At 74.0% G+C, this 13,811-nt stretch carries 10 protein-coding genes; 3 read left to right on the top strand and 7 right to left on the bottom strand.

From position 1 onward, the window contains the following. Window positions 1-17: 17 nt before the first annotated feature. The 7 genes from LX15_RS14405 to LX15_RS14375 all read right to left on the bottom strand — a co-directional run bounded on the left by LX15_RS14405 (window position 18) and on the right by LX15_RS14375 (window position 9,420). Window positions 18-1,364, bottom strand: a complete 1,347-nt coding sequence (locus LX15_RS14405; protein ID WP_253670082.1) for an ABC transporter substrate-binding protein — start codon at window positions 1,362-1,364, stop codon at window positions 18-20. Continuing rightward, on the bottom strand, window positions 1,361-2,551 hold the full coding sequence (locus LX15_RS14400; RefSeq protein ID WP_253670081.1) for a GlnX family signal transduction membrane protein: 1,191 nt from the start codon (window positions 2,549-2,551) through the stop codon (window positions 1,361-1,363). The genes LX15_RS14405 and LX15_RS14400 overlap by 4 nt, the downstream gene beginning before the upstream one ends. Continuing rightward, window positions 2,548-4,080: a vWA domain-containing protein gene (locus tag LX15_RS14395; protein WP_253670080.1), complete on the bottom strand. Its 1,533-nt coding sequence runs from the start codon at window positions 4,078-4,080 to the stop codon at window positions 2,548-2,550. Before LX15_RS14395 ends, LX15_RS14400 begins: the two co-directional genes overlap by 4 nt. Before the next feature lie 12 nt (window positions 4,081-4,092). Next, complete coding sequence (locus LX15_RS14390) at window positions 4,093-6,390, bottom strand: serine/threonine-protein kinase (RefSeq protein ID WP_253670079.1); 2,298 nt, start codon at window positions 6,388-6,390, stop codon at window positions 4,093-4,095. Between the two features lie 32 nt (window positions 6,391-6,422). Then, on the bottom strand, window positions 6,423-8,201 hold the full coding sequence (locus LX15_RS14385) for a trypsin-like peptidase domain-containing protein (protein WP_253670078.1): 1,779 nt from the start codon (window positions 8,199-8,201) through the stop codon (window positions 6,423-6,425). A gap of 173 nt (window positions 8,202-8,374) precedes the next feature. Continuing rightward, window positions 8,375-8,920: an adenylyltransferase/cytidyltransferase family protein gene (locus LX15_RS14380; protein WP_253670077.1), complete on the bottom strand. Its 546-nt coding sequence runs from the start codon at window positions 8,918-8,920 to the stop codon at window positions 8,375-8,377. Between the two features lie 299 nt (window positions 8,921-9,219). Beyond that, window positions 9,220-9,420, bottom strand: coding sequence for a cold-shock protein (locus tag LX15_RS14375; RefSeq protein ID WP_253670076.1), 201 nt, complete (start codon window positions 9,418-9,420; stop codon window positions 9,220-9,222). 340 nt (window positions 9,421-9,760) lie between these two features. Between LX15_RS14375 and LX15_RS14370 the strand changes: the two genes are divergently transcribed. From LX15_RS14370 to LX15_RS14360, 3 genes are all read left to right on the top strand, one after another. Further along, window positions 9,761-11,095: a cytochrome P450 gene (locus LX15_RS14370; protein ID WP_253670075.1), complete on the top strand. Its 1,335-nt coding sequence runs from the start codon at window positions 9,761-9,763 to the stop codon at window positions 11,093-11,095. Window positions 11,096-11,223: 128 nt separating this feature from the next. Continuing rightward, on the top strand, window positions 11,224-12,276 hold the full coding sequence (locus LX15_RS14365) for an aldo/keto reductase (protein WP_253670074.1): 1,053 nt from the start codon (window positions 11,224-11,226) through the stop codon (window positions 12,274-12,276). A gap of 392 nt (window positions 12,277-12,668) precedes the next feature. After that, the gene (locus tag LX15_RS14360; protein ID WP_253670073.1) at window positions 12,669-13,487 is read left to right on the top strand and encodes an SAM-dependent methyltransferase; all 819 of its coding nucleotides are present in this window, start codon (window positions 12,669-12,671) and stop codon (window positions 13,485-13,487) included. The last annotated feature ends 324 nt before the right edge of the window (window positions 13,488-13,811 follow it).

The raw sequence follows: 13,811 nt of genomic DNA, 5'->3' as shown, positions 1-13,811 counted from the left end.
CTCGTTCCGCCGTCGCCTCATTCCGCCTTCGCGCAGGAGAAGCCCAGCCACTCCCCGGACGCCACGCCCTGCTTCACCCTGTCCAGGTCGGCCAGGAGGGCGTCCAGCCGGCCCGGATCGGCGAGGAACTCCAACACCGCGCGGTAGAACGCGTTGCGCATCGCCGCGGGCATGAGGTCGGAGGCGTCGAAACAGAGGGTGTCCTCGCCGGTCAGCACCTCCGCGACGCGCCGCCGCACGTCGTCCCGGTACACCCGGTGGTCGACCTCCCGGTTCACCGAGAACGCGCTCGCGCCCTCGATGCCCGGCCAGATCTCCTGACCCCTGGTCGAGGCCAGGAACCGGACCAGGCGACGCGCCTCGGGGGTGTCGTTGAACATCCCCGCCAGGTCCGCCGAGACCTCCCAGACCCGCGACGCGGACGCCTCAGGGCCCCGCGAGTCGGGGAACGGGACGAAGTCGAAGTCCTCGCCAGGGGTCGGCTGCCGGCCGCCCACCTCGTCATAGCCCTGGTAGACCGCCATGACGAACGACGCCTGGTGGTCCAGCAGGCACCCCGGCCGCTCGGCGAGCATCGGCCGGCCGGCGTCGCCGAAGTCGGTCAGCAGCGCCGAACCCGCGCCGCCGCGCACCGAACCGGGCGCGGTCACGGCCGCCCACGCCGCCCACGCCCGCCGCACCTCCGGCGAGGACCAGGCGAGCCTGCCGTCCACCCACCGCTGGTAGGCGTCCACACCGGACTGGTGCAGGAGGATGTCCTCGATCCAGTCCGTGCCCGGCCACCCCGAGGTGGGCGGCGCGCCCATGCCCATGCACCAGGGGGCGACCCCGGCGGGCGCCTGTCGGCCCAGCGCGAGCAACTCGTCCCACGTCCCGGGGGCCCTGGCCATCCGGAGGTGGCGGGGGCTGAACCACACGAGGCTCTTCACGTCGGCCTTGACGGCCACCCCGTACCGATTCTCGGTTCCCGCCCGTTCCAGCTTGCGCCACTGCCGGCTGTACGTGCGCTCCTGCGCGGGGTCGAGGACGTCGTCCAGCGGGCGCAGGTCGCCGCGTCGCGCGTAGAGCGCCAGCTCGCCGGGGCTGGGCAACACCGCCACGTCGGGCGGGGTCCCCTTCTGCACCTCCGTGTGCAGCACCTGGCTGAGCGCCCGGGTGCCCTGGTAGTGCACCTTGATGCCGGTCTCCCTGGTGAACGCGTCGAGCACCGCGCGGAACTGCTGTTCCTCCGCGCCACTCCACGAGGCCAACACCGACACCGCGCCCCCGGTGGTCGTGCCCGCGCATCCGCAGAGCGCCGCGGCGAGGGCCACGACGACCAGGAGGAGCAGGGGCCGGGCCCGGCCCCGTCGACGTCTTCTCATCGCCACCGGTACCTGTACTCGTCGAGGCGGGGCTGGAGGCCGAGCACCACCAGCGCCGCGATGAGCAGTGCCGTCAGCGGGGCCAGGAACACCCAGTCCCCGTACTCCGTCGCGGCGCCCGCCTGGTCGTGGACGTGGCGCGCGCCCTCGGCGAGCTTCCGGTCGTCGGGCTGGTCGGGGCCGGCGTTGACCCGCCCGAGCCCCGCCTCGACCCTGGCCATCGTCTCGCCGCACCCGTTCTCCGTCGCCCGGCACCGCCCCCGGACCAGTTCGGTCAGCGCGCGCCGGCCACGGTCGTCCAGCACCGCGGCCTGGTCCCGGGACTCGCTCAGCACCACGGTCAGGCTCTCCCTCGTGGTGGTCAGCCGCTGCTGCGTCACGAAGGTGAGCGACATGACCGCGCCCAGCCCGAGCAGGCACAGCGTCGCCGCCAGCAGGGCGGGGTTGGCCCTGCGGCGGAAGCGACGCCGGAGGAAGACCTGGGTCACGACCAGCACGACGAACAGGGCCACCGCGGGAAGCGCCCACGCCAGCGCGGGAACCAGGCCGGCGGGACTCGCGGCGAGCTGGTCGTCGAGCGCCTCGCGTTGCGCGGTCAGCAGAACGTCGAGCTGGGCGAGCAGGCCGTCGGAGTGCAGCAGGCGCGCGGCGTGCCACAGGTCCGCCGTGCCGAGCGTCGAACCGGCGGTGCCCTCAGCGCCGGTGCTGCCGGTGCCGCCCGTGCCGCCGGTGCCGCTGTCTCGGGGGAAGTGCGCCGCCGCCTGCTCGACCGCGCCCGTGTACGCCGCGAGCAGCCCCTCCACCAACTGCAAGGTCTGGCTGCCGAACTCGCCGGCCGCGTTGTCCTCCGCCACCTGGGCCAGGCTCTGGCTGACCAACGCGATCTGGCTCCGGTAGCGCTCCCCGGGTCCGGCGAGCCGGACCTCCCCGGTGCGGAAGCTGGTGATCGCGGCCTCGTTGGCGGCCACCAGCGCGGCCCGTGCCGAGGACACCTCCAGGATCGCCGGCGCGGTGCGGGACCGGACGGCCTCGGCGGTGCGGTGCGTCTCGGTGAACGCCCACAGGGAGGTGAGGCCGACGACGACGGTGAGTCCGAGTAAGACGCCGCGCAGGTACCGCAACGTCCGACGCGTGGTGCTCCGCGCGGTCTCGGCCGGCGCCGGGGGCCGGAGGGTCGTCGCGCTCACGGCAGCCCCACGCCGGCCTGGTCCGGCTGTCCCTCGTCGTCGAGGCGTCGCCCGCAGGCCGCGCAGTGCGCCGCGGAGCCGGGCGAGATCCGTCCACACTGGACACATGTGCGGTCCGGCCCCGACGGCGCGTCCTGCCGGGGCGGGTCGGCGGCGGAGTCGGGGCGCATCGTGGAGACGACATGGCTCACCGCGGCGTCGAGCAGGTCACGGGCCCGCAGGTTCGCCCTGACCCGCACGAGCCCCGCGCCCGCGTCCACGACCTCGACCAGGCGCACGAGCCGCGCCAAAATCTCCCCGTTGCCCGACTCCGTGGCCAGCCGCACCGCCCGACCCCACTCGACCCCGGCCCGCTCGTGGTCGCCGGCGCCGTAGGCGTCGTAGCCGGCCAGCACCGCCTGGCTCAGCTCCGCCTGCCCGAGGTAGTGGGCGACCCTGGGGTCGATCCGCGTGGACAGGCGCAGGTCCTCGGTCCAGTGGACGAGCACGGGCGAGCGCGCGCCGCACGGCCGGCCCTCCACCTGGCCGGGCCGCCGGACCACCAGGTCCACCACCGCCACCTGGAGGTCCTCGTTCCACGGCCGGCCCTCCCGCTCCACGGTGAGGGACAGGTGGTACTCGCGGCTCTCCCGCCCCCACGAGCCGGTGGAGAACTCCGCGGTCCGGTCGTCCACGGTGATGGCGTGCTCGGTCAGGTGCAGCTCGGTCGGGTAAGCCTGCTTCAGCAGGCGCACCTCCACACCGGGCAGGGTGCGGATCCGCAGCCGGACGTCGGCGACGGTCCTGCCCATGGCGACGGCCATCATCTGACGGAAGTCCTCGGCCAGCTCGGACTCGGCGCGCACGGCCGCCGCGCGCCCCCTGAGCACGGAGACGATCCGCAGCAGCTCCCTCGGCTCGTAGTGCTCGCCGATGCCCCGCGCGTCGCAGACGAACCGGCCCTCGCAGGCGGCGAGCGCCCGGTCGAGCTGCTCCCGGCTCTCGCTCTGGTTCCTGCCGTCGGTCAGCAGCAGGGCGTGCCGGATCGCGGTGGGGTGCTGGTCGAACAGCGTGTTGGCCAACGTCAGCCAGGTCCCCATCGCGGTGCCGCCGCTGGGCTGCATCCGCGCGATCGCGGCCTTGGCCTCGGCCCGCGTCCGGTCGTCCACCCTGGCCAGCCGGGGTTCGGCGGGGTAGACCATCGCCGCGCGGTGGGTGCCCTGCACGACCGCGAAGCGCACGCCCGCGCGGAGGGTGTCCACGGCGGCGGCCGCCGCCTGCTGGGCCGCGAGGAGCTTGGTGAGCGGCGTGCCCATGGAGCCGGAGCAGTCCAGCAACACGACCTCGGCGGCCTCGGTGTCCACAGTGGACTCGACAGGGTCGTGCGCGGTGACGGTCAGCACCGCGTCCATCACGTCGTCCCGTGTGGACAGGTACCGGTTCTGGCTGACCTCCAGCGCGAAGCCGGTCGCCCCCGGCGCGGCGCCATCCCCGGCGCCATCCCCGGTGCCTCCGTCGGCGTCCTCCCCGGAGTCCCACTCGGTGCCCACCTCCACCACCCCTCACCATCGGGTGACCGGACGAACCGCGTTCGCCAGGTCGACCAGGACGTCGTGGTCCGCCGCGCTGTGCGCCTGCTCCGCCAGGAACCGGAAGCGGCGTTCGAGCCGGAACCTCAGGTCCCGCTCGGTCGCGGGGCACCCGAGCACGGCCCGCCCCGGCGCGTCGCCGTCACGGCGCACCCATGCCAGGGCGACCTCCAACAGGGCCGTGGCCAGCCGCCCCCGCGAGTCCCCGTCGCTCTCGCCGTCGTCGAGGTACAGCTCGTCGAGCCGTCTCCCCGCCTCGGCGAAGTCGTCGACGCCCGGCAACTCCGTCCGCCCCGCCCCCGGCGCGCCGAGTCGGCCCGCGAGCACCCGGACCCCGGCGATCCGCGCCGCGTCGGCGTGGCGGGAGGCCTCGGGCACCCCGTCGAGGACCCGCACGGCCCCCGCCCGGTCACCCCGGGCCAGGCTGATCCTCGCCAGGCCGAAGGCGGCGCTGGCCTGCGCCGGGTCCCTGCGCCACACCGCCTCGTAGTAGGGCTCGGCCGCGTCCGGCCGCCCCAGCGCCTCGGCGCAGTACCCCAGCGCCAGCTTGGGCGCGTCCTCGGCCGGTAACGCCGCGAGGACCCGGGTGAACGCGGACTCCGCGACGTCCACCCGGTCCCGCGCGAGTGAGACCAGCCCCGTGTGCCAGGAGATCCGCCAGTCGTGCTCGGCGGCGCGGCCCAGCGCCCGCCGCGCGGCTGACAGGCACTCCGCCGCCTCGTCCAGCTCGCCCAGGTCCAGGTGCGCGCGACACCGCACCAGGGGGACCTCCACGGACGCCGAGCCGGTGGGCCGGGCCGGGGCGGTGGCCGTGAGCTTGGCGAGCAGCCGGCGCGGGTCGGCCGCGTCCACGGAGGCCAGACGGCCGGCCTCCGGGTCGTCCGCGTCAGGGACGGGCGTGGGCAGTCCCGAGGGAACGGCGTGCGCCGGGGGACGGCCGTCAGCCAACAGGGTGCGCCGGTCCGGGGGCAGCGCGGCCTTGGTCGTCCAGTGCTCCAGCGGGGGGACCGCGCCGAGCCCGGCGTCCAGCAGGGTCGCGGACGGGGCGAACACCGACGAGCGCTCCGGGCGGGGCCGCCCGTCCCGCAGCGAGAGGATCTCCCGGAGCACACCGCGGAGCTGGTCCGCCATCTCGGCCGCCGACGCGAACCGCCGGTCGTGCTCGGGGTCGCTCGCCCGCGCGATCACCCGGCGCAGCGAGCCGACGCCGAAGGCGACCGGCCCATCCGCGCCGGGAGCGGCCTCGTCGACGGCGTCGAGCATCACCGCCAGCGTCCTGCCCACCGCGTGCAGGTCCGAGCGCACGGTCAGGCCGTGGCTCTCGATCTCCTCGCGGGACACCTGGAACCCCGGGGTGCCCACCACCGGGCTGGACCGGTCCTCGATCCGCCGCACCCCGCCGAGATCGATGACCTTGAGCCGGCCGGCGCCCTGGATCACGTTGTCCGGCTTCATGTCGCAGTACAGCAGGCCCCGCCCGTGCAGGTACTCCACCGCGGCCAGGATCTGGAGGCCGTAGGCCACGACGTGCTCGACGGTCAGCGGTTCGGTCAGCGGCGGCCCCTGCCCGACCGCCCTCCTCCTGATCTCCCGCAGCGAGAGGCCCTCGACGTGGTCCATCACGATGTAGCCGCCCAACTCCCCGGAGATCGGGTCGGGGTGGCTGACGAAGTTGAAGATCCGGACGATGTTCGGGTGGTCCAGCTCGGTGAGGAACCGGCGTTCCGTCACCGCCAGCTCCAGCGCCTGCTCGTCGCTGGTGTTGACCAGTCCCTTGAGGACGACCCGGTGCCCGTCCAGGTTGCGGTCGCTGGCGAGGTAGACCCAGCCGAGGCCGCCGTGGCCCAGGCAGCCCAGCACCTCGTACTGCCCCGCCACCAGGTCGCCGGGGCGCAGCTTGGGGGAGAAGGAGAACCGGGTGCCGCACCGGGGGCAGAACCCCTCGGTCAGACCGGGCTGACCGGCGTAGCTCCTGCCCACCTCGGCCCGGCAGGCGGCGTTGCCGCAGAACCGCCGGTCCTCACGGACCTCGGGGTCCAGGTCGAGCTGGTCGGTCGGGTCGGGGAGGTCGAGCGCCGGCAGGGACACCAGGTCCCCGCCCGCGCCGGGCCAGCGGCCGCTGGTCGCGCCGCTCCGCGCGGTCGACGCCCGGGGCGGCGGCGCGGGCCACGGCGAGGTGTGGGTCGACGGGGCCGGCGCGCGAGGCGCGGTCTTCTCCTCGCGGGGCACGGGCCTGCGGCCGCACGTGTCGCAGAACCCCGTCTCCTCCACGACACCAGAGCAGCCGGGCCGGCCACAGGGGGTCATCGCCACCCCCCTCCGGAGCCGCCCTCGATCCGGCGGCGCACGGCCCGCTGGTAGCGGGCGACCCGGTCGGCGGCGGCGATGAGGTCGCAGGGAGCGGTCCACAGCGTGGCGTGGGCCGCGCGGTAGGCGTCGTCCAGCTCGTCGTCCTCGGCCAGCCCGTGGTCGGCCGCCCTGGCCTGGTAGGCGGCCAGCAGCCCCCGCAGCTCGCGGCGCCGGTCGAGCAGCCGGTCGAGCCGCCCCTCGAAGCTGGCCAGCCGGGCCAGGGCCCGGCTCACCGACCGCTCGCACTCCCGCAGCTCGGGCGCCACCCACTCCCGGTCCCGGTCGAGGTCCGCCACGCGGAGGGAGCCCCACCGCATCCGCAGCCGGGACGCGCGCTCCGGCATCGCCGGCACCGCCGTGACGCGTGTCGCCACGTGGTCGCGACGGCGGCGCACCTCGTCCTCCCTCTCGGCCAGCTCGGCCAGCCGCTGCTCCAGCTCGTCGAGGCGTCGGCGCAGGGACGCCGTGTCGTCCCCGGGGGCCGGCGGGTGCGACGACTGCCAGGACCGGGCGACGGACAGGCCGGGCGAGGACTCGCTGCGGAACCCGAGCACCAGCCGCAGCCCCCGGTCGGCCAGCGGCCGGAGCACCTCGCTGATCAACTCCTCCGGCCGCTCCGCCTGGTCGACCCCGTCCACCACCACCGTCATCAGCGGGGGGTCGTTCCTGACCCGCCCCACCACCTCGGTCTCCTCGTCGGCGGGCAGGCCGATCCGGTCGGCGATGCGCCGCGCGACCTCCTCCACGGTGCGGTGCGAGACGTCCATCGCCAGGTCGACGCTGCCCACCGGCGGCACGGTCCCCTCGGGCCACGGCGCGCGGCCGACGGCCGGCGGCCGCAGCTCGCGGGACCCGAGCACGGCGGCGCGCCGCAGGTTGGCCGCCACCGCCGAGTCCGCGCCGCCGGTGACGACCGGCCAGACGCTGCCCCGCACGGCCCGCGCGAACCACTCCGCGATCTGCCTCGCGAACCCGACGTCCTGGGACCAGGAGTCGAAGTCCCTGGCCAGGGTGGGGTCCACCGCGACGTCGCCGCCCACCCACTCGCTCACCAGGGGCACGTAGGCGACGATCGTCTCGATCGGCAGCATCCACGACACGCCCGCGTCGCCCTCGGTGAACTCGCTGACCATCATGCCGATCACGTAGCCGGTCGCCTGGTCGACCACGGCGGCGCCGCTGAAGCCCCTGCGCGGCCGGTTGCCGCGCACCAACGCGTCCATCTGGACCCACTCGCCGCCGGGGCCGCTGCTGCCGGCCACCGTCGCCCGCGCCCACATCCCGGCGGGAGCGCCGTCCGGGAACCCGTAGGAGCGCACCTCCCTGCCCAGGCTCACGGGCAGGCGACGCAGGGGCGCCCCCATCCCGTCGGGCAGGTGGCGGTCGAGGACGAGCAGGGCGACGTCCCCGCGCTCCTCGCCCTTCTCTCCCTCGGGAGGAGCCCAGCAGTCGTCGAGGACCCTGGCGTGCGCGGTGGGGGAGTCGGGCAGGCAGACCAGGTCGACGAGGACCCGCGTGTCGGGTGGTGTGGCCCGGGCGTCGGACGGGGCGGACCGGGCGTCGGACGGGGCGGGCTCACCGGCGACGGGGATCACGTGGGCACAGGTCAGCACGTGTCCCGTGCCCACCAGTACCCCGGCGCCCAGGATCACGCCGTCCTCGTCGCGGACGCGGACCCGCCACGGCCCGTCCGGCCCGGGGCGGTCGGCCGCGCCCCGGTGCTCGGCCCCCACGTCGCGTGACCGTACGGCGTCGGACTGTCAGGAACGGCCGCCTTCGGTGAAATTCGGTGGTCCGGTCCGGAGCAGATCACCCGATCGACGCACGCGGCCCCGGCCGGTCGGCCGCTGCCCGCCGACCAGGACCGACGTCGTCCCCGCGTGTCGCGGCTGCCCCGGGCGGGGGCTCAGCGACTGGTCTGGGGCACCGCCACGTCGTCCAGCGACCCGGCGCGCCCGTCGCCCAGGCGGTTCAGGGCGGCGGTCGTGGACCGCCCCTCGGTGAGCGGCAGCTCAACCGCGGTGGCGCCCAGCACGGCCGCTGCCCTGCGCTTGGGGGCGGCGTGCGGGTCGCCCTCGGTGAAGGCCAGGACGGCGGGCGCCAGCGGGCGCAGCAGCTCCACGTAGTGCTCCCAGCTCGTCAGCGTCGGGTCGCCGGAGATGAGGAAGGTGGCGTCCACGCAGCGCAGCGCGGCCAGCACCTCGGCGCGCTCGGTGGCGGGGTGCACCGGCCGGCCGGGGCCCTTCCACGCCCGCACCCTCGGGTCGTCCTCCACTCCGACGGCCAGCGCGGCGCCCTGCTCGCGCGCGGCGGCGAGGAACCGCACGTGCCCGACGTGCAGCACGTCGAACACCCCCGTGACCACGACCGGAGCGGACGGCGCCGGCCGCGCCGGGTGCCAGGTCAGCTCCAGGGACGCCGGTCGGGTCCGGCGTGGGTCGGCCGTGCTCATCGAACGCTCACCACTTCTCGTTCCGGGCGCGGCGCGGGTCGCGCCAGGTCCATTCTCTACGCTCCGTCGCCCGACAATGGTCGGATCGGGTGATCAACGGGCGCATTCGGACCCGCGTCACATCTCGCCGGAGTGACGCCCGACGCGCCCCGGATCCGCGCGGCCGGGCAAGGGCCGCCAGCACCGCCAGCGTCCCCACGCGGAAACGACCCCGGACGGCACGGAGCCCCGCACCGGCACGGTGCGGGGCTCCGGAAGCGAGCCGTGGGCGGCGCGCCGGGCGCGCCGGGTCCGGTGGCTCAGATCAGGCGGACGCCGCTGGCCTGGAGGCCCTTGGCGCCCTGGGTGACCTCGAACTCCACGCGCTGGTTCTCCTCCAGGCTGCGGAAGCCGCCGCCCTGGATCTCCGAGTAGTGCACGAAGACGTCAGCGCCGTTGTCCCGGGAGATGAAGCCGAAGCCCTTCTCCGCGTTGAACCACTTCACGATGCCCTGTTCCATAACCTTCTCCTCCGGGAGTCTGGGTTCCGGGACACCGCACCGCGCGGTGCCCGGGTCGAGTTCCAGACGACGTCCTCACCAGCTCCGCACGGGAGAAGATCAGCGAACCGCCCGCAACAACGTTCCCCTGGGTGCGCCCGACCAGTCGGCCGCACCGTCGAGGAAACAACGACGTCTCATCCAACCACGCCTCGCCGAGGTTTGTTCCGCGACCGCCCGAATGGGCTAGGACACACTCGGACGGCCCAACGCGGCCCCGGCCGGTCGCCGGTCAGCCGGATCGGGCATTGCCGCTGGTGAGGACGTGAGGGACCCTCGGGTTGAGGCAGGTGAGGCGGACATGCCCCAGCAACTCACCGACATCCCGGGGCCTCCACTTCCGAGTGAAGGTCACCATCTGGCGGCGATCGCGGCCGCCGGCGGGATGCACACCTTCCAGCTCGACCTGCACCGCCGCTACGGCGACCTCGCCCGGTTCCGGCTCCCGCACTCCACCGTGGTGTCGGTCGCCGACCCCGTGCTGCTGGAGGCGACGGTCCGGATCAACGAGCGCCCCGCCGACCTCTTCCGCTTCCTGGACCCGTTCTTCGAGTCCGGCAACCTCCAGGTGCTGCCGGAGCCGGAGTACGTCCCGTGGCGGCGCGTGGTGCTGCCCGCGCTGGGCGACCACGCCAAGCACGCCGCGATGTTCCCCCGGATGGCCGCCGCCGTCGAACAGCTCGCCGACCGGTGGGCCGCCAGCGGAGAGCCGGTCGCGTTGCAGCACGAGCTGAACAACCTCGCGCTGCGCATGGTCTGCTCCTACGCGTTGGGGGACGCCTTCGACTCGGCCAAGCTGGCCGCGAGGATCGTCGACGCCTTCCAGTTCCTGCTCGACCACTTCCTCCACGAGGCGCGCGGCGTGGAACCCCCGACGCCGCCCGGGGAACGGCGGCGCCGCGTCGAGCAGGCACAGTGGACGTTGCGCGAGGCGGTGACGGAGGTGATCGCGCGACGGGAGGCGGGGCACGGGCGCGCGGACTCGGCCGACCTCGTCGGCGCGCTCGTCGCCGCGGGATGGCCGGTGGGCCGCATCCGGGACACGGTGCTCGGCACGATGCTCGGCGGGCACCACACCTCCGGAGTCGCCACCTCCTGGGCGCTCCACCTCGTCTCCCTCCACCCCGACGTCGAACGGCGGCTCCACGCCGAACTCGACGCCGTCCTCGATGGACGAACGCGCCCCGAGCACGGGGACCTGCGTCGGTTGCGGTACCTGGAGATGACGCTCAACGAGTCGATGCGGCTCTACCCGCCGGGGCCGTACGCCGCCCGTGAGTCCACGACCGACATCGTGGTGGGCGACCACCTCGTCCCGGCGGGGACCACGATCCTCCACCCGATCTGGGCCGTGCACACGAATCCCCGGGTGTGGCCGGAACCGGACCGCTTCGACCCCGAGCGCTTCGCCCCGCCGGCCGTGGCCGCGCGGCACCGCCTGGCGTTCCTGCCCTTCGGCATCGGCCCCCGGCACTGCTCGGGAGCGGGACTGGCCATGACGCAGACCAAGCTGATGCTGGCCGTGCTGGCCCACCGCTTCCGGTTCCGCCTCGTGCCAGGCCATGTCGTGACTCCCGTGGAGCGGTTCGTGTTGTGCGCCGAGGACGACATCAGGATGGTTGTCACCCCACGGTGACACTCGCGGCGTCGCGGGACTTTCGTCGCGGGGCAGAATGCACCCGAATGGCCTTGGTACGGATAGCCCTTCAGCTCCTAGCGTTTTGGTGCGACTGACCGCAACAGCAATCGGAACGGGGAGCGTCCGTGCGCTACACACTGTTCGGCAAGACGGGTCTGCGTGTCTCGGAACTCTGCCTGGGCACCATGACCTTCGGTGAGGACTGGGGCTGGGGAGCGCCGAAGACGACCGCGGCGAGGATCCTCGACGCCTACGCGGAGGCCGGCGGAAACTTCCTCGACACCGCGAACATCTACACGGCGGGCACGTCGGAGAGCATGTTGGGGGAGTTACTGGAGGGCCGCCGGGACGAGTTCGTGCTCGGCACCAAGTACACCAACGCCACCGACGACGGTGACGTCAACGCCAGCGGCAACCACCGCAAGAACCTCGTGACCGCACTGGAAGCGAGCCTGCGGCGGCTGCGCACCGACTACGTGGACGTCTACTGGGTGCACGCCAGGGACGTCTGGACACCGGTGGAGGAGGTGATGCGGGCGTTGGACGACCAGGTCCGCGCCGGCAAGATCCGCTACGTCGCGGTGTCCGACTGGTCGGCGTGGGAGATCGCCCACGCCAACACCGTCGCCGAACTCAGGGGGTGGACGCCCTTCGCGGGCGTGCAACTCCGCTACAGCCTCCTGGAACGCACGCCGGAACGGGAACTGCTGCCCATGGCGCGCGCCTTCGACCTCGCCGTGCTCACCTGGGGGTCGCTGGCCGAGGGGCGGTTGACCGGCAAGTACCTGCGGGGCGAGGGCGGCCGGTTGGACAAGGCCAACTGGGCCGGCGACCGCGACAGGGACGAGGTGATCGTCCGCGAGGTGGTCCGCGTCGCCGAGGAAGGCGGGTGGTCGCCGTCCGGGGTGGCCCTCGCCTGGTTGCGCGCCCAGGCCGGCACCGTGGTGCCGATGTTGGGCGTGACCACCGAGGCCCAGCTTCGGGACAACCTCGCGGCGCTGGACGTGCGGCTGGACGAGGACCAGCTCGCCAGGCTGGACGCGGTCAGCCGCACGGATCTGGGATTCCCCCAGGACTTCCTGGGACGGCCCGAGATCGTGGACGTGGTCTACGGCAGAAGATGGCGGGAGATCGACGACCGGCGCGGCGTGGACCGGAGAACGCCGCTCACGGGGTGACGGCACGGGAGAGCGCACCGGCGTCGGGCGTGTTCCTCGCGCCTGGCCGGCTTCTCACCGCTCCTGGCCCGGTCGTGCCCTGGGCGCGCGTCTCGCGGCACGGCCGGGTCGGTTGACGTGGACGGGTGACTTCTCCTTGTCCTTCCCGGTCCTCTCGGACCTTAGTCCACAGTGGACAAACGATGACCGGGCGTGTCAGGGTTCGCTGATCGGTTCGGGCGTGGCCGGGCGGCCGTGAGGTCGCCGGACAGGTGCGCGCGACGAACCCGCCGACCGCTGACGTGGTTCCCCGTCATGGACCCCGCGCCAGACCCGTCCCCTCCGTCCACGTGTTCCGCGCGCCGAACGGGAGTAGGTTCGACCCCCGGCAGTGGACTCGGTGAGGGGGAACGGTGGACCAGTCGGACCAGACCACGGACAGCGTCGGCATCGAACGGGTCGACAAGGAACTGCCCAGCGCCGCCCGGATGTACGACTACTACCTCGGCGGGACGCACAACTTCGCCAGCGATCGGCGCGCGGCCGAACAGGCGATCGCGGCGATGCCCGCCACCGTGCTCGGCGCCAGGGCCAACCGCGCGTTCCTGCGGCGCGCCGTCCAGTTCCTGGTCGACGCCGGAGTGCGGCAGTTCCTCGACCTCGGCTCCGGCATCCCCACGGTGGGCAACGTGCACGAGGTGGCGCACCGCGTCGCGCCCGACGCGCGCGTGGTGTACGTCGACGTGGACCCGGTCGCCGTGGCGCACAGCCGGGGGTTGCTCGCCGACGAACCGAACGCCGCCGCCGTGCGGGCGGACCTGCGTGACGTCGACCGGGTCCTCGGCCACCCCGAGGTCGCCCGGCTCCTCGACCTCGACCAGCCCGTGGGGCTGCTGATGGTGGCGGTGCTGCACTTCGTCCCCCTGTCCGACGACGCGGCGGGCATCGTGGCCCGCTACCGGGACGCCCTCGCGCCGGGCTCCCACCTCGCCCTGTCGCACATGAGCCTCACCGGGCAAGCCCCCGAGGTGCTGGAGCGCTTCCAGGCGGTCTACGCGAACGCGGACAACCAGGTGGTGCTGCGCTCGCGTGAGGAGCTGCTCGACCTGTTCACCGGCTTCGATCTGGTGGAGCCGGGGCTCGTCCCCCTGGCGGCCTGGCGGCCGGACACCGAGACCAGCCCCGAGTTGCTGCGGCTGCCGGGTTTCGCCGGGGTCGGCCGCCGGCGCTGACCGCCCGCCCGGTTGGCTGGGGGATCGCGGCGTGGGCCGGGCCTGAGCCGTGTCCTCAAGCTGGTGTGGCTGATCTGGGGTGACCCTGAGGTGTGGTGCCCGAGTTGATCGAGGAGCAGTGGTAGGCGATCGATCCGCCGTCCGCCCGCTTCGGGCGCGACGGGACGTCCACGGGTGGACGAGGCGTCGCGGGATCAACTGAGGTGCCGTTCAAGGCCGGCGCCGGAGTGGTCTGGCGGGACCTGTCGCAACGGTAAGGGCCGTGGAAGACGGTCTCCAACCAGGGTTCTGGGCAGTCGGTGGCCGCCCGCTCGTCTCCGATCA

It is taken from the genome of Streptoalloteichus tenebrarius (genome assembly GCF_024171885.1).
In the GTDB taxonomy this organism is placed as follows: domain Bacteria; phylum Actinomycetota; class Actinomycetes; order Mycobacteriales; family Pseudonocardiaceae; genus Streptoalloteichus; species Streptoalloteichus tenebrarius.
The sequence above is the reverse complement of the archived record's forward strand: the minus strand, read 5'-3'. Positions and strand labels throughout refer to the sequence as shown.

Coding starts and splice junctions, on each gene's coding strand:
- LX15_RS14405 (WP_253670082.1), bottom strand. CDS start 1,364: ATGAGAAGACGTCGACGGGGCCGGGCCCGGCCCCTGCTCCTCCTGGTC.
- LX15_RS14380 (WP_253670077.1), bottom strand. CDS start 8,920: ATGAGCACGGCCGACCCACGCCGGACCCGACCGGCGTCCCTGGAGCTG.
- LX15_RS14375 (WP_253670076.1), bottom strand. CDS start 9,420: ATGGAACAGGGCATCGTGAAGTGGTTCAACGCGGAGAAGGGCTTCGGC.
- LX15_RS14370 (WP_253670075.1), top strand. CDS start 9,761: ATGCCCCAGCAACTCACCGACATCCCGGGGCCTCCACTTCCGAGTGAA.